This is a genomic window from Hymenobacter aquaticus (assembly GCF_004765605.1).
Classification (GTDB): Bacteria; Bacteroidota; Bacteroidia; order Cytophagales; family Hymenobacteraceae; genus Hymenobacter; species Hymenobacter aquaticus.
Map to the genome: position 1 here is coordinate 277,456 of NZ_SRLC01000003.1, position 16,203 is coordinate 293,658.

General features: G+C 62.6%; 13 protein-coding genes. 5 read left to right on the top strand and 8 right to left on the bottom strand.

What is annotated here, in order from left to right; genetic code table 11:
• Positions 1–3 precede the first annotated feature (3 nt).
• Positions 4–2,541, bottom strand: a complete 2,538-nt coding sequence (locus E5K00_RS20990) for a T9SS type A sorting domain-containing protein (RefSeq protein ID WP_135465273.1) — start codon at positions 2,539–2,541, stop codon at positions 4–6.
• Positions 2,542–2,805: 264 nt separating this feature from the next.
• Positions 2,806–3,426 (bottom strand): hypothetical protein, encoded by a 621-nt coding sequence (locus E5K00_RS20995; RefSeq protein ID WP_135465274.1) that lies wholly within the window; start codon positions 3,424–3,426, stop codon positions 2,806–2,808.
• A 187-nt stretch (positions 3,427–3,613) separates the two neighbouring features.
• Between E5K00_RS20995 and E5K00_RS21000 the strand changes: the two genes are divergently transcribed.
• Positions 3,614–3,853 (top strand): hypothetical protein, encoded by a 240-nt coding sequence (locus tag E5K00_RS21000; protein ID WP_135465275.1) that lies wholly within the window; start codon positions 3,614–3,616, stop codon positions 3,851–3,853.
• A 288-nt stretch (positions 3,854–4,141) separates the two neighbouring features.
• Positions 4,142–7,012 (top strand): DNA polymerase I, encoded by a 2,871-nt coding sequence (gene polA, locus E5K00_RS21005; RefSeq protein ID WP_135465276.1) that lies wholly within the window; start codon positions 4,142–4,144, stop codon positions 7,010–7,012.
• A gap of 59 nt (positions 7,013–7,071) precedes the next feature.
• Here polA and E5K00_RS21010 read toward each other — a convergent pair whose 3' ends face one another.
• Positions 7,072–7,533 carry a lipocalin family protein gene (locus tag E5K00_RS21010; RefSeq protein ID WP_135465277.1) on the bottom strand — a complete coding sequence of 154 codons (462 nt, stop codon included), beginning with the start codon at positions 7,531–7,533 and terminating at the stop codon, positions 7,072–7,074.
• 128 nt (positions 7,534–7,661) lie between these two features.
• Between E5K00_RS21010 and E5K00_RS21015 the strand changes: the two genes are divergently transcribed.
• Positions 7,662–8,663, top strand: a complete 1,002-nt coding sequence (locus tag E5K00_RS21015; protein ID WP_135465278.1) for a YpdA family putative bacillithiol disulfide reductase — start codon at positions 7,662–7,664, stop codon at positions 8,661–8,663.
• Positions 8,664–8,747: 84 nt separating this feature from the next.
• Here the strand turns inward: E5K00_RS21015 and E5K00_RS21020 are convergent, their stop codons facing one another.
• The 4 genes from E5K00_RS21020 to E5K00_RS21035 form a co-directional block, all read right to left on the bottom strand.
• Positions 8,748–9,239 carry a DUF5004 domain-containing protein gene (locus E5K00_RS21020; protein WP_135465279.1) on the bottom strand — a complete coding sequence of 164 codons (492 nt, stop codon included), beginning with the start codon at positions 9,237–9,239 and terminating at the stop codon, positions 8,748–8,750.
• Positions 9,240–9,594: 355 nt separating this feature from the next.
• Positions 9,595–11,064, bottom strand: a complete 1,470-nt coding sequence (locus E5K00_RS21025) for an SGNH/GDSL hydrolase family protein (RefSeq protein WP_135465280.1) — start codon at positions 11,062–11,064, stop codon at positions 9,595–9,597.
• 21 nt (positions 11,065–11,085) lie between these two features.
• Positions 11,086–12,381: an OmpP1/FadL family transporter gene (locus E5K00_RS21030; RefSeq protein WP_135465281.1), complete on the bottom strand. Its 1,296-nt coding sequence runs from the start codon at positions 12,379–12,381 to the stop codon at positions 11,086–11,088.
• 128 nt (positions 12,382–12,509) lie between these two features.
• Positions 12,510–13,325, bottom strand: a complete 816-nt coding sequence (locus E5K00_RS21035; RefSeq protein ID WP_135465282.1) for a cyanophycinase — start codon at positions 13,323–13,325, stop codon at positions 12,510–12,512.
• 332 nt (positions 13,326–13,657) lie between these two features.
• On the opposite strand from E5K00_RS21035, the gene mgtE reads away from it, so the two are divergent.
• Together mgtE and E5K00_RS21045 are read left to right on the top strand one after the other, a co-directional pair.
• Positions 13,658–15,040: a magnesium transporter gene (mgtE, locus tag E5K00_RS21040; RefSeq protein WP_135465283.1), complete on the top strand. Its 1,383-nt coding sequence runs from the start codon at positions 13,658–13,660 to the stop codon at positions 15,038–15,040.
• 51 nt (positions 15,041–15,091) lie between these two features.
• Complete coding sequence (locus E5K00_RS21045) at positions 15,092–15,763, top strand: hypothetical protein (RefSeq protein ID WP_135465284.1); 672 nt, start codon at positions 15,092–15,094, stop codon at positions 15,761–15,763.
• Between the two features lie 37 nt (positions 15,764–15,800).
• Here E5K00_RS21045 and E5K00_RS21050 read toward each other — a convergent pair whose 3' ends face one another.
• The gene (locus tag E5K00_RS21050; RefSeq protein WP_135465285.1) at positions 15,801–16,199 is read right to left on the bottom strand and encodes a hypothetical protein; all 399 of its coding nucleotides are present in this window, start codon (positions 16,197–16,199) and stop codon (positions 15,801–15,803) included.
• Positions 16,200–16,203: the final 4 nt, after the last annotated feature.

Genomic DNA, 16,203 nt, shown 5'->3' on the forward strand with positions numbered 1-16,203 from the left:
CCCCTACTCCACCACCACCCGGCGCGTCACGGGGCCGGCGTCATACTCCACGCGTAGCAAGTAAACGCCGGCCCGCAATCCGGCGAGGGGCAGCAGCATCTGCGGCCTGGTCACGGGCTGGGTCAGCACGGCGCGGCCCAGGGCATCGAGCAGCTGCACGGTGCGGGGCTGGGCCGCCGCATCCAGGCTTAGGTGCAAGGTGCCGTGGGCGGGCACGGGCCAGGCCTGGGTAGTGGCCGCCAGCTGCTGGCTGCCCACCGCCAGAATGGCGGGCGAAGTCAGGCGGGCCAGGCCGGAGCGCGCCGTGCCGCCAACCTGGGTGAAGGTACCGGCCACCAGCAAGGCTCCGTCGGGCTGCACGGCCAGCGTATTCACGTAGGTTTCGTAGGGAGTCAGCAGGTTCTGGGTGCTGAAGCCGGCCACGGGCGAGCCAGTGGCTTCGAGCATCGCCACCGGGCCCAGCGCGCCGCGCCCGATGCGGCTGCCGCCCAGCAGGATGCGGCCGTTGGGCAGCAGATGCAGGGCCTTGATGGCGGTGTTGCTCAGGGTCAGGGCAAAGAAGGGGTCCAGGGCGCCGCTGTTGCCCAGGCGCGCCACCCGGCCCCCCTCACCGTTAATCTGCACGTCGCCGATCAGCACCTGGCCCTGGGGCAGCGGCTCCACGCGGGGCACGGGAATCTCGCCAAGGGTGGCAGAGAAGGTATTGTCGCGGCTGCCGGTGGCGTTGAGCCGCACCAGGGCCGAGGTGGTCACGCCGGCAAACTGCCGGAACGAGCCGGCTACGTAGTGCCGGCCATCGGCCAGCACGGCCAGATCGTAGACGATGGGGCTGGAGCCGGGGAAAGTGGGGCCGCCCGCCAGCGCCGTGTTGTAGGAGGAAAAGGCAACGCCCGCCGTCGAGAGCCGGTGCAGCGGGCCCGTGATGTTGTTGAACGTGGCCGGACCGCCGCCCACCAGCAGGCTGCCGTCGGGGAGCTGGGCCAGGGCCAGCACGGGCTCATTGGTGGTAGCGCTGGCCGTCGTGGTAAAGGAGGCATCGGCGCTGCCATCGGGCAGCAGCCGGCCCACCAGGGCGCAGGCCCGGTCGTCGACGGCGGTGAACGGGCCACCCACCACGATCCGGCCGTCGGCCTGCAGCAGCACCTGCGTTACTTCCGCATTGGCCCCAGTGCCGCGGAAACCCGCGTCCAGGGTGCCGTCGGCGTTGAAGCGGGCCAGGTTGCCCATGCTCTGGCCATTGATCAGCGAAAAGTTGCCCCCGGCCAGTATTTTCCCGTCCGGCTGCACTTTCAGGGCGTTAATCGTGCCGGGCTGAGTAATGACGGGGCGGAACGTGGCCGATGCCTGGGCCTGGTCGTTGAGGCGCACCAGGCACACGTTGCGCAGGGTGCCGTAGCGCTGAAACTCGCCCCCAATCAGGATGTTGCCGTCGGCCAGGGCCCGCAGGCTGGCAACGCGGCCATCAAGCTGGCGCTGCACGGCAAACTGGGTATCGAGCTGGCCCGAGGGCAGCATCCGAAACAGGTAGTCGTTGCCGGACACGGCCGCAGTGCCCGCAAAGCAGCTCTGGTACGTGATGCGGCCCTGGCCGTCGACCACCAGCGTCTCGTTTTCGGAGGTGCTGCACTCGGGCAAGATGTTGGACGTAAAGGTATTGTCGAGCTGCCCCGAGGGCAGGAGGCGCACAAACTCGCGGGTATTCAGCGCGTAGCGGTTGCCGCGCACCACAATGTTATTGGTGCGCGGGTCCAGGGCCAGGGCGTAGATAATCGGGTTGGGAAACGTAGTATTCGTGCGCAGCACCGGATTAAACGACGTATCCAGGGAGCCGTCGGCCAGCAGCCGCACCAGGCCCGCGCGGCCCGTGCCCTGGTAGTTTTCGAAGCGTCCGCCCACCACGATCTTGCCATCGGGCTGCACGACTACGGCCCCCATGTTCACGCTGAGACCCGCCGGGCCCGACACGAAGCCGTTGCCCAACGCCGTAGAAAACGCCTGATCCACCGAGCCGTTGGCGTTCAGCCGCACCAGCCCCGGCGACTTCACCCCGTTGAACTGGTAGAAGTCGCCGGCCAGCAGGAACTTGCCATCGGGCTGCACGGCCACGCTCCTGATGAAGGCTGAGGCACCGGTACCCACGTTGAAGTCGGCCGCCACGGTTCCGTCGGCATTCAGCTTGGCTACCGTGTTGAAGGTGCGCCCGCCCACCAGCACCGCGTAGGCAAAGGCCAGCACCTGCCCGTTGGGCAGCAGCCGCACCTTTTCAATGCGGGCCCGGCCGGCGGCGGCGGCCGTAAAGGCCGCGTCCAGGGTGCCGTCGGCGTTGAGGCGGGCCAGGCCGGTGGCCGCCGTGCCATTTATCTGGCTGAAGGTGCCACTCACCAGGTATTTGCCGTCGGGCTGCTCCAGGGCGTCCGTCACCACGCCCGGGCGCTGCACGTTCACGGGGGCAAAGCTGGGGTCCAGGGTCTGGGCCAGGGCGGCCGGATAATGGGTCAGTCCGACGGACAGCGCGACCAGCAAGCGTATTAGTTTTTTCATATATTTCTGGGTGTATCTACAACAAAGCTACTGACCAGCCGGCGATATTCCTGTTTGCAGCGGCGGTTTTCGGGCAATTTCCAGCGGTGGGCAGGCCGTTTTCGGCGGGCTAGCGGTGGCCCGAGCCCTGCCCCCTTTCTTGCGCCGGCCGCGCCGGTCGGGTTTCGCGGCGGCCGGGCGGCCCGGCGCACCCAAAAAAGCCGCCGACCCAGGCGGGCCGGCGGCTTCCAACGCTACCCTGGGCCGGCCAGGGTCAGCTCAGGCTTACTGCACGATGCGGCTCAGCACGTCCGTGAAAGGCTGCTGATCGGTGTCGCCGCCCACGGCGGCCACCTTGCAGTGCACCCGTTCGCCGGTTTTGCAGGCCGTGAGCAGCGCGTCGCCGTCGCGCACGACCACCGTCAGCCACTGGTTGTCGGGCTTGGCCGCGTCCAGGGTGTAGAGGTACTTGAGGGCTACCGCGTGGGGCGGGCGCTTGGCCTTGGCGCACAGCGTGCCCGGCTGCGGCCCATCGACGAGCTGGAAGCGCGAGGGGGCCTCCAGCGTGGTATGCCGCTCCCGCTCCTTGCCCAGGGCCAGGCCGGTCGAGAGCAGCGCCGCCTCGTCATCGGGGTATTGCGCGTTGGCCAGCTGGGCCACCCCGGCCAGGGCGCGGTTCAGGGTGGTGCGCAGCTGCTGAAGCTGGGCCGTCTGGGTGGGCGTGGGGTGCAGGATACTGGCCGCCGCCACATACGGCGTAAGGGCCGCCTGCAAGGCGTCGGTCTGCGCCTTGGCCTCGGGAAAGCGGGCATTGCCGCTCATGTTGGTCAGGCAGTTTTGGGCTAGCGCCCCCACGTCCATTTTCGGAACGTTGTCGAAGTTGATGATAAGCTTACGGGATGGCATGATAAAAATGAGCAAAGAAGTACGCACGAGAAAGAAAGGCCAGTTGGCCGCGAAGCACCCGGTTTCTTCGTCGCCATACGGCCCCCCGCCGCCCACGGTACCGGGCCACCACGCCCGGAAGTGCCGGCCCACCGCGTAGGCCGGCAGCTCCCACGTAGTGGCGGGAGCTGCCCACGCGTAGCAGAGCGTGTCCAATACGTTGGCGGGTGTTTCCAATGCATTGGAAGACGTTTCCAATGCGTTGTCGGGCGTTTCCAACGCATCGGAAGGCGTTTCCAATGCGTTGGCGGACGTTTCCAATACGTTGGAAGGTGTTTCCAATGCGTTGGAAGCCTTCTCCAATACGTTGGCGGACGTTTCCAACGTATTGGAAACGCTCGTCAGCACCTGGCAGGGCGCATTCAACACGGGGCGGCGACGCGAGTAGCCGGGGATAGAAACAAGAGACGGGCGCGGCGTGGCGGCGCGGGTGGAGCAATACTTCCACGGGATACATAACGATAGGACACACAACCCAACCACCGTAAATCGGCAGCCGGGCAGACCGGGATGCTTAACAGAAATAACTAATACAATATAGGTATTATCCAGCTTCAAAACCAAGCGGGCACGCACCATCTTTTTGCAAACCGGGAGCTGGTCTGCCGCCGCTGGCGCGGCGTATTTTGTCGGCTTCAGCATCCCATTCAGGCCGCCTTGCGTACCTTCGTAGCCTATGACCGACACTGCCCAATCCCGCAAAAAGCTCTTCCTGCTCGACGCCTTTGCCCTGATTTACCGGGCCCACTTTGCCTTTAGCAAAAACCCGCGCATCAACTCCAAGGGCATGAACACCGGGGCCGTGCTGGGCTTTACCAACACGCTGGTGGAAGTGCTGCAAAAGGAAAAGCCCACCCACATCGGCGTGGCCTTCGACGCGGCCAAAAAGACCTTCCGCCACGAGCAGTTTGCCGAGTACAAGGCTCAGCGCCAGGCCATGCCCGAAGACATCGGCACGGCCATTCCCTACATCAAGAAGATCATCGAGGCCTTCAACATCCCGATTCTGATTATGGACGGCTTCGAGGCCGACGACGTCATCGGCACCCTGGCCCAGCGGGCCGAGGAGCACGGCTTCGAGGAGGTGTACATGATGACGCCCGACAAGGACTACTGTCAGCTCGTCACCGAGAAGGTGAAAATCTACCGGCCGGCCTTCATGGGCAACTCGGCCGAGGTGCTGGACCTGGCCCACGTGCTCCAGCGCTTCGAAATTGAGCGGGTGGAGCAGGTGACCGACATCCTGGGCTTGCAGGGCGACGCTTCGGACAACATTCCCGGCATTCCCGGCATCGGCGAGAAGACCGCCAAGGCCCTGATCAAGCAGTACGGCTCGGTCGAAAACCTGATTGCCAACGTGGACCAGCTCAAGGGCAAGCAGCAGGAAAACGTGCGCAACTTCGCCGAGCAGGGCCTCATGAGCAAGGAGCTGGCTACCATTCACGTCAACGTGCCCATTCCCTTCGAGCCCGAGCAGCTCTGCTGCTCCGCGCCCGACGAGGAGAAGCTCACCGCGCTGTTCGACGAGCTGGAGTTCCGGCAGCTGGCGGCCCGGGTGCTCAAAACCAGTCCGGCCCGCACCTCCGCTACGCCCATCAGTCCGGCCAAGGGCAAGAAAAGCCTGGTGCCGACCGGGGCTGGCCACCAGGCGTCGCTGTTTGCCGCGCCCGTGGGCATCACCGAGTTTATCGAGGATGACAACGAAGCCGACGCGCTGCCCACCACCCGCCGCACCCTGGCCGACATGCCCCACCAGTATCACCTTATCGACACGCCCGCCCTGCGCCAGGACCTGCTCAAGTTCCTGCTGCTGCAAAAGGAAGTCAGCTTCGACACCGAAACCACCGGCCTCGACACGATGACCTCCCGCCTGGTGGGTCTCTCGTTCTGCTGGCTGCCCGGCGAGGCCTACTACGTACCCGTGCCCCACGACGACCCCGAGGCGGCCCAGGCGCTGGTCGACGAGTTTCGGCCGTTTCTGGAGCACGAGGGCATCCTTAAGATTGGCCAGAACATCAAGTACGACCTGACCATTCTGAAGCACTACGGCATCCGCATCGGCGGGCCCCTGTTCGACACCATGCTGGCCCACTACCTGCTGGAGCCCGACATGCGCCACAACATGGACGTGCTGGCCGAAACCTACCTGCACTACACGCCCATCTCCATCATCGAGCTGATCGGGCCCAAGGGCAAAAAGCAGAAGACGATGGCCGACATTCCGCCCGCCGAAGTCTCGGACTACGCCTGCGAGGATGCCGACGTGACCCTGCAGCTCAAGCACGTTTTCGAGCCCAAGCTGGCGGCCCTGGGCTTGCTCAAGCTGCTCAACGAGGTCGAAAACCCGCTGGTGCCGGTGCTGGCCGATGTCGAATACGAAGGCGTCCGGATTGACTCCGCCGCCATGGGTGAGTACTCGGCCGAACTGCAAGGCTACATCACCGATATCGAAAAGCAGATTTTCGCGGCGGCCGGGCAGGAGTTCAACATTGGCTCGCCCAAGCAGCTGGGCGAAATCCTGTTCGACAAGCTCCAGCTCGGGGGCGGCAAAATCAAGAAAACCAAGACCGGGCAGTACGCCACCGGCGAGGAAGTGCTCAGCGTGCTGGCCGCCGAAAACCCCGTGGCCGCCCTGATTCTGGAGCACCGCCAGCTCACCAAGCTCCGCAGCACCTACGTGGAAGCCCTGCCCCAACTCGTGTGCGAGGCCGACGGCCGCGTGCATACCTCTTTCAACCAGGCCGTGACGGCCACCGGCCGCCTGAGCAGCACCAACCCCAACCTGCAGAACATTCCGATTCGGACCGAGAAGGGCCGGGAAATCCGCAAGGCCTTCGTGCCCCGCGACGCCGACCACGTGCTGGTAGCGGCCGACTACTCCCAAATCGAGCTGCGTATCATGGCCGACTTCTCGCAGGACGCCACCATGATTGAAGCCTTCCGCCAGGGCATCGACATTCACAGCAGCACGGCCAGCAAGGTGTTCAAGGTGCCGCTGAGCGAGGTCGACTCGGAAATGCGCCGCAAGGCCAAGACCGTCAACTTCGGCATCATCTACGGTATTTCGGCCTTCGGCCTGGCCCAGCGCCTGGGCATTGGCCGCAAGGAAGCCGTGGAAATCATCGACGCCTACTTCGAGGAGTTTCCGGCCGTGAAGCAGTTCATGGACGCCAGCATCAACAAGGCCCGGGAGCTGGAATACGCCGAGACGCTGCTGGGCCGCCGCCGCTACCTGCGCGACATCAACTCCCGCAACGCCACGCTGCGGGGTTTCACCGAGCGCAACGCCATCAACGCCCCCATTCAGGGCACCGCCGCCGACATCATCAAGATTGCCATGATCCGCATCCACGACTGGCTGGACAAGGAAAACCTGGGCACCCGGATGATTCTGCAGGTGCACGACGAACTGGTGTTCGACGCGCCCAAAGAGGAGGTTGACTACATCATTCCCCGCATCAAGGAGCTCATGATTGGGGCCCTGCCCCTGAGCGTGCCGATGGAAGTGGAAGTGGGCACCGGCCAGAACTGGCTGCAGGCCCACTAAAACTAAAAAGGCCGGAACCCTGAGCGGGTTCCGGCCTTTTTTTAGGGCGGCAAAGCAGTTTACTGGGCCGTGAAGGTGGTCGTCGTAACGGCCATGACGTCGGGCTGCACGATGACGTTTTTCAGCACCAGCTTCGACGACGACAGCTCCACGATGTCGGACTGGGCGGCGGCGCTGTTGCCCAGCTCCGGCGCGTTGATGTAGAGCTTGGTTTGGTCGGCATTGATGTCCCAGCTGCCCATCGCCATGGGCTCACTGTCGGGGCACACGTTTTTGCCCTCGTTTACCTGTAGCGTCTTGTTCGACTCGAACCGGATGTAGTTATCCTTCTCGCAGGCCAGCATTTCGGCGTATACGTCCTCCGTTCCGGACTGGGAGCCCGAATACGTGGTGGTAGCCGCGCTGATCTGCCAGTTCTTACCGACCAGCATATCCTGCTTGGTTTCGGTGTTGTCTTTTTTGCAGGCGCCCAGCGCGCCGGCCAGTAATAGAGATAATGCAATAAGGGAAGAACGTTGCATGCAAGTAATGGGGTTGAAAAAGTGTGGAGCAAGTTAAGGCGTTTTCTACCTAGCAACCAAGTGTTTCGGCCCGAAGGCGCCCGGTTTCTTCCAAACCATAAGTCGTGCCCGATGGTATAGTAGCCACTATGAGTGAACACACCAATTCTGCTGCTGCCGCTGCCGCCCCCGTCGATGTAGTCGTTATCGGGGCGGGCCCCGTGGGGCTGGCCTGCGCCCTGGAGGTGCAGCGCCGCGGCCTGCGCGTGGCCGTCGTCGATAAGGGGGCGCTGGTAAACTCCCTGGTCGGCTACCCCACCAACATGGAGTTCTTCTCGACGCCTGAGCTGCTCGAAATCGGGGGCTACCCCTTCCCCACCGCCCACTACAAGCCCCTGCGCGAAGACGCCCTCGACTACTACCGCCGCGTCGCGCAGTCCGAAAAACTCACGCTGCGTCTCTACGAGCGGGTGCTCCGCCTGGAAGGGGAGCCCGGCGCCTACGAGGTCGTGACGGACAAAGGCCGGCTGGCCACGCGCTTCGTTATCATTGCCACCGGCTTTTTCGACGTGCCCAACCGCCTCGGGGTGCCGGGCGAAGAGGCGGCCCACCTGAGCTATTATTACAAGGAGCCCTACGCCCACGTGGGCCAGCATGTGGTGGTGGTCGGGGCCAAAAACTCGGCCGCCAAAGCCGCCCTGCAGCTCGTGCGGGCCGGGGCGCAGGTCACGCTCGTGGTGCGCGGCGCGGCCGTGTCCGAGTCGGTGAAATACTGGATTCGGCCCGACCTGCTCAACCGGATTGCCGAGGGCCGCATCCGGGCGCTGTTTCACACCACCATTCAGCGCATCGGCCCGGCCGGCGTGGAGGTCCTCACGCCCGACGGCCCCGAAACCCTGCCCGCCGACTTCATCTACGCCCTGACCGGCTACCGCCCCGACTATTCCCTGCTGGCGGCGCTGGGCGTGGCCTGCCAAGAAGACGCGGCCCGCACCCCCACCCACGATGCCGAAACCTTCGAAACCAACCGCCCGGGCGTGTACGTGGCCGGCACCGTGTGCGGCGGCCTGAATACCAGCCGCTGGTTTATCGAAAACGGGCGCCACCACGCCGCCGTCATTGCCGCCCGCATTGCGGCGTCCCAAGGATAAAGCAAAGCGTTGCCGGCCAATAAAAAAAGGTGCTTCTGCTGGCAGAAGCACCTTTTTTGGTGATGCGGAGTCCTCGACCAGCCGCTACTTTTTGGCGTACGTGTAGGTGAAGCGGTAGTTGTCGCCATCCAGGTTTCGGGTGCCGCTCACCTTCAGCGTTTTGTCGCTCAGCTCGACGATGTTGTAGCTGCTGCTGCCCATGCCCTGCAGGGTCGTTTTCAGCACGGTTTCGTTGCTGTCGAACGACCAGGAGCCGGTGTACTGCTGCGGGCTGCTGGGGTCGCAGCGCGAAGGGCCTTCGTTCAGGGTACAGCTGCCGTTGGTTTCGAAGCGCATCAAATCGTCCTTGTCGCAGGCGTTCAGGTAGGGAAACAGGTCGGTAACGACCTTGCCGTTATCGTCCACCAGGCCCGGGTCCACGGTTTGGGCGGTCATTACCCAGTCTTTACCCGACAGCAGTTCGGTTTTGGTCTGAGCCTTGGGGCCGGGCTCACTGTCGTTCTCTTTCTTACATGACGACACCAGGACAGTGGTGGCAAACAGGGCCAGCAGGGGGAAGCGGAAGTGCGTTTTCATAGCGCGCAGATTGGGGGTTGGGTTGGAAAATCACTCGGTTTCAGCCAGGACAATTACTTGTCCTTCAGCGTAAAACAAAGGTATAACCGCCCCTCCCCAGCCTGCAAAAAGCCCGCGTCACATGATTTAGCGACTATGGCCCGAAGCAGTAACCCTCCTGTAATTATTCCTTTATTTTTCTGCATCACATTAACATGTACTCTGGAATTGCCCTTCGCAGCGCTTCAGCGGGAGGAAGCCAACAGTACCGTCGCCCCAGAGCCCGCTACTGGTTGATACCAGACGGGCTGAAAAAGCAAAAAGCCTCTCCCGAACGGAAGAGGCTTTTCTTACTGGTGTAGCCCAGTGCAGTAGCTTACGGGAAGATAATTGCCCGGTAAGCGTTAGGGTTTACCGTCTGCAGGGTCGAACCATACTTGGTGTTAATCACCTTGATCATCTCGTTGGCAATTACGGCGTAGCCGCGGGGCGTGGGGTGCACGCCGTCCAGGGAGAACAGGTTGCCGGAAATAAAGCCTGCCGAGTTGTTGGTGCCGTTGATGGAGAAGCCATTGGCAGCAATACCGCGGAAGAAGGCGTTGGCGTCGAAAATAGCCAGGTTCTTCGCGTTAGCCTTGCTTTTCAGAGCGTCGTTGAACGCCGTGGTCCGGGCCAGGATGCCGGGCTGCTCCAGGTCGTCGAGCACGATGGTGCTGGGCATGGGGTTCTCGTTGCTGGCGCCGAAAGCCTTGGTCGTGTCAATACCGCTCAACAGGAGGAAAGTACGCAGGTCGATGGTTGGGGGCAGCGACGGCTTGGCCTGGTTGTATACGTCACGCCAGGCTTTGCCATTGTTCGTACGACCGTACAGGGCGACGTAAGGCGAGGCCGTGAGGGTAAACAGCTGCTTGCCGCTGCCGGCAGCATCCCGGATATCGTCCCGGGCAATTACTTTGCGCGTCAGGGCAGTGCCGGTGAAGGCCGGGCCGGTGGTTACTACCACGCTGGCACCCGCGGGCAGGACAGCCCGGAAGCTCGGGCCTACCGTGGTGAAGAACGGAACGTTGGTCACGTCCGGAATCGTGGCCACGACGCCCTTGGCACCGTTGGCGGTCAGGTCGTCCAGAATGCCATTGGCCAGGCGTGTAAAGTCGTCGACCGACGTCAGGGAGCTGGCCGCGGCCCCGGCGGTAGCATAACCCAGCACGTCGTTGTTGCCCAACCAGAACGTGAAGAAGGTGGGGGCCGAAGCCGCTACCCGCTGCCGGTAGGTCTGGTTGCTGCCGTTGGGCGTAATCCGCTCGAAATACGAATTAAAAATGGGCGTCGGAGCCAACAGCGTACCACCATTCAGGGCCGTATTGCCAAAGTTGGGCGTCTCAATATCCGACATGCGGATACCGGGCACGCCCAGATTGTTGATAGGGTCCAGGTATTTGGCGTAGGTGAACTGCACGCCCGCCCGGGTCTGCACGCCGCCGGTAATGGCCGTCTTGTCGGTTACGCTGGCCGTAACCGGGGAGCCGGTGGCCGTGAAGCCCGTCAGACGCAGGTAGCCCGAGCCGTTCAGCTGGGCTTCCGAAAACAAGGGCTGGGTGAAGTCGCCCCCGCCGGCGGCCTTAAACTGGCTGGCCAGAATGCTGGGGTACGAGTTCAGCTGCCCTTCGCGGTACAAACCACCGTCGCTGAATCCAGCCGTCAGGGAGTTGCCCACGGCAACGTATTTGGTAAAGTCGGCCGAGCCTTTGTCGATGCCGGGGGCATCAATTTCGGGTTGGCACCCCGCCAGGGCCAAACCCAGCAGCGCTAGCGCCGGCGTCCCTTTTTTGAGCAAAAATGAGTTCATATGAGTTGGTGGGAAGACGCGTTAGAAAGTGTAGTTGAAGCCAATACCCGGAATAACGATCCGCGTTTTGTAGGTGCCCGCAATCCGGTCGGCGGTACCGGCGGCTATCAGCTCGTCCTGGGTCTGGGTGCGCTCCTTCAGGTTGATGAACTGCGTCGACACGTCCACGCCGAAATGGTCACTCACCTTGTAGGAAATACCGGCCGTGAGGCCCAGGCGGTCGGCGTCGGGCGTTTCGGGCGTTACGAAGCCGTCTTTCACCGGCGACATGTCATAGGAGCCACCGGCCCGCACCGTGAAGGCGTCGGTTACCTGGTACTGGCCGCCCACGCGGAAGGTGAAGGCATCCTCATACTCGCGCTTCGAGTTGCTGAAGTTGACGCCGCCCACCTGGCCCGAAGGCGCTACCAAACCACCGGCGCCGTTGTTGCCCCGGAATTTGAAATCGAGCGACTTGTAGGCGCTCCACTGCACGTAGTTCACGTCCACGGCCACGGTCAGCTTTTCCATGGGCATGAAGCCCACGCCCAGGCTGGTGGTAGCGGGCAGGGGCAGCGTCACGTCGAACTCGGTAGCCGTGAAGCGCGCACCCACCGAAGCCGGCACGTTGTTGAACGTCACCTCGCCCGCGTCCACGGTAGCGTCGATGCGGGAGCGGTAGCTGGCGCCGATGCTCAGCTTCTCGGTGGGCTTGTAGTAAATACCGCCGTTGAAGCCGATTTTGGTCAGGGCCTTGCCGTCCAGGGTTACGTGGCCGGGCACGCCGGGCTGGCCTTCAATCGGAATGTCCTTCTGCAGGTTCACCGCGCCGTAGGCCAGAATAACCAGGCCGCCGCCGACGCTCAGCTTGTCGGTAATGGCGTAGCTTACCGTGGGCTGCACGAAGATGGACTTCAGGTCGATGTCGGTCAGGGAGAAACGGCCTTCCCAGCCGTTGGCGTACTGCAGCTTGCTGCCGAAGGGCGTGTAGATGGCAATACCGGCGGCAAACTTATTGTCGCTGGAGCCGAAGCCGGCAAATACGCTGAACGGAGTTACAACCGAGTTGCGCAGCTCGCGCTGCTCACCACCAAACTGCGAACGGAAGGCGCTGCGCGCAAAGGTTGCGTTGCCCCCAATCTGCACGCCCCGCTCCCGCACCATCGCCAAAGCACCGGGGTTGTAAAACATGGCTGCCTGGTCGAGGGAGAGGCCTACCCCTACGCCGCCCATACCGTTGTTCTTTATCCCGGCCAGCGACACTTGGAAGCCACCCGCCGAAGCTGCCGTACCCGAGAGTAGCGCACCACCCGCGAGGAGTAGAGTTTTTAGATTCATAAAAAGAAGAAAAGGGTGAGAATGTAGGTTGTTGGGACTAAATGTAGGCAGAAAAAGGAATTAGTTAGTAGGCGTGCCGACTAATTGTGCGGTGTTTTTTGCCGCTGCCAACGCGTGGAAAAAGCTACTCATTCTTCCTCCTGTATCACGCGCCGGGTCTGAAGGTCGAGGCGCTGCCCGCTGACGAGCAGGTGCACCCGGAAATCCTGGGCGGCGATGGGCTCCCCGCGGCCGATGCGGCCCAGGTTGTTGCCGTGCAGCTGCTGCCCATCGACGACCATCACCACGCCGTCGCCGAACACCTCGGCTTCCTGGCCCCGGCGGATGATAATGCCCGTTTCTTCGGCCAAACCCAGCCCCAGGCACTGCGAATGCGCCAACAGGGCGTGGGCCAGCCGCCCGAAGCGGCCCCGCTCCACGAAGTGCTGGTCGATGAGCACGTGGGGCAGCAGGCCCAGGCCGTGGTCGGTGCGGATGCCGCCCTTGCGCAGGGCCCGCCAGCCGTAGCCGGCCACCAGCATGTGCTCGGGCAAGACCGACGCGCCGGCGCTGGTGCCGGCGATGATAAACTCGGGCTCGGTGTGGTAGAGGCGCGTAAGCTCGCGCAGAAACTCGGTGCCGTGCAGAAATTCGGTTATCATTTCCTGGTCGCCGCCGGTGAAGAAGACGAGCCGGGCCTCGCGCAGGCGGCGCAGGGAAGCGGGCTTGTCGGCCGAGTGGCGCTCGTCGATTTTGACGTGGCTGACGTTGGCACAGCCCAGCTCGCGCAGGGCCTTGGCGTAGTTGTTGGCCGTGGCCGTGGCGTCGCTGGCGGCCATGGCCAGAATCAGGATGCTGGCGTCGGGGCCGGGCAGCAGGTCGCAGAGCAGGGCCAGCAGGGCATCATCATCGCCGCCGCCGAGGGCAACGAGGGTTCCTAGCGGGGGCACGGACGGCTCAGACATAAGAAGAAAACAAAGTAAGCAGGAGTCAAATGTACACGGGTTCTTGAAATCAAGGGAAAAGGCCCGCGCCTGGGTTGGTTTGACGAGTGGGCCGCGGGTTTGGTTGACACTCTTTTTCGGCGGGCTACCCGCCACGGTTCAGCTGCGCCCACGGCGGCCAACGCCGATAAGTGCAAGAATTGTGACGGGCGGCGGGAATTGCGGCGCCCGGTTTGGCGTTAGGAAAAATGACGGAATGCAGCGCGGCCGGGCCATTTTTTTGGCCTACTTTTGCGCGCCGAATACTCACTCAATCTGCTGCCTAGCGAAGCACCTCCCTCCTGACTTATTCCATGAATCAGCACCCGACCACTGACCAAATTACGTCCCTGATTCAGGAGGGCGAGTTTTTTAAATTAAAAGAGGTTCTTAAGTCATTCGAACCGTCGGAGCTGGTCGAGCTGATCGATAACGAGGAGGAGCGCGAGCAGCTGATCATCTTCCGGCTGCTGCCCCTGCAGCTGGCTACCGAGGTATTCGAGTACCTGGACCTGGACATTCAGCGCCACTTTCTGGCCAACCTGAGCCAGGACAAGATTTCGGACATTCTCAACGAGATGTCGCCCGACGACCGGACGGCGCTGCTGGAGTTTCTGCCCGACGACTTCGTAAAAGAGCTGATTCAGACCCTTTCGGAGCCGGAGCGCCGCGTGACGCTGGAGCTGCTGGGCTACCCCGAGTACTCGGTGGGCCGCCTGATGACACCCGACTACATTGCCATCCGGGAGAGCTGGACGGTGCAGCAGGTGCTCGACTACATCCGGCGGCACGGCGGGCAGTCCGAAACCCTGAGCATGCTGTATGTGACCGACAACCGGGGCGTGCTCATCGACGACATTCGTATCCGGGAGTTCCTCTTGGCCGACCCTGACAAGCGCGTGAGTGAGCTGATGGACCGGCGCTACGTGAGCCTGAACGCCATGCAGGACCAGGAGGCGGCCATCGACGTGTTTCGCAAGAACAACCGGGTGGCCCTGCCCGTCGTCAACGACGAGGGCGTGCTGTTCGGCATCGTGACCATCGACGACATTCTCGACATCCGGGAAGAGGAAGACACCGAGGACATTCAGAAACTCGGGGGCTCGGAAGCCCTGGACGAGCCCTACCTGACTATTGCGCTGCCCAAGATGATTCAGAAGCGCGCGGGCTGGCTGGTGGTGCTGTTTTTGGGCGAGATGCTTACGGCCACGGCAATGGGCTTCTTTGAGGGTGAGATTGAGAAAGCGGTGGTGCTAGCCCTGTTTGTCCCCCTGATTATTTCCAGCGGCGGCAATGCTGGCTCACAAGCCACTTCGCTGATTATCCGGGCCATGTCGCTGGGCGAGTTTACGTTGGGCGAATGGTGGAAGGTGATGCGCCGTGAAATTATTTCTGGCTTGTCACTGGGTTCCATTCTGGGCTCGGTAGGGTTCCTGCGGATTTTGCTGTGGGAGATGATAAAGCCAGGCTACTACGGCCCCCACTGGGTTTTGATTGGCCTCACGGTCGGCTTCTCCTTGGTGGGCATCGTGCTGTGGGGCTCGTTAGCGGGGTCCATGCTGCCGCTGCTGCTACGCCGCCTGGGCTTCGACCCCGCTACGTCGTCGGCACCCTTTGTCGCTACGCTGGTTGATGTAACGGGCTTGGTGATCTATTTTTCGGTGGCAACCATCTTTCTGAAAGGAACGCTGCTCTAAACCGGTAGCGGCCTCGCGTAGCCTATGCGTCAACTAGCTTTTGGGGTAGCTTTGATAGCACTCCTCTCCGGCTGCGCTGCCGTCGGCCATTTACCCGCGCTGGAACCCGGCGACTACCAGGTTGTGGGCAGTAACGACCCGGCCCTGACTACCACCATCGGCCGCCGCACCGTGTATGTAGAACAGGCCCAGGATACGCTACGGCTCCTGCTGCCCAGCCCACCGGCCGGGTCTCCGCAGCGCCTCAGCTACGGCTTACACCACGGGCAGCACGTTATTCTGCTGCAGCGCAACTTCGACCTCGACGTATTCACCATTCCCTTCAAAGCTCGCCCACCCCAAGGGCCGGTGCCGGTGCAGCTCAATACCAATTTCAACGCGGCCCTGTACTTTGGGCGGCGGCTTGACTTCTACCACGTTAATGGTCGGCAGCTACTTGATGGGCACCACGCGCCCCAAATCCGAACAGTAGGCCTGGGCTACGGCTTGTTTACGGGGTTGGGTTCCACGGCCATTAGCCCCGACGTACTGCGCCAGCCCGGTACCGGCGGCGCGTATGAGGGCTTCGTTGTGCACGCCGGCGCAGCTACTATTTACGATGCGCGCATCTTTAACCTGGGTTTGGCTGTGGGCTTCGACCAGTTGCTCGGTCCCGATGGCCGCCACTGGCTTTACCAGCGCAAGCAGTGGTTTGGCGTACTGTTTGGGCTCGATCTGAATTAAAAGAGGCGTTTCGCAGGCTGGTACCGCTTCCTGAGTCCTATACCGGCGGATGGTTCCTTAGCCAGCGCCGCCGCCCTATCCAGGCCGGCACCACGGCGGCGGCCAGCAGCGGTAGCCACAGTTGAATATGGTAATCCATCAGCAAGTTCTGGGCATATCCCGTACGCTTCGTGGCTATAAGGCTGGCCGCTACCAACGCCATACCGATGTAGGCGCTGATTACCCCCCAGCGCAGCGCTACCTGATTGGGAGCAGAGCGCAGGCAAGATATTTCAAGCAGGACGTAGTAAAGGAGAAGCGGGATACTCAGCCAGAATGCTCCAATAGCGGCCATTGCCAGCGCCCATACCAACCCGATCAGCAGCCACCCCAACAAGAAACCGAAGGCCGGTCCCAGCCACAGGAACCCTAGTATCACCAGCGCCAGCAGCAGCAAGCCG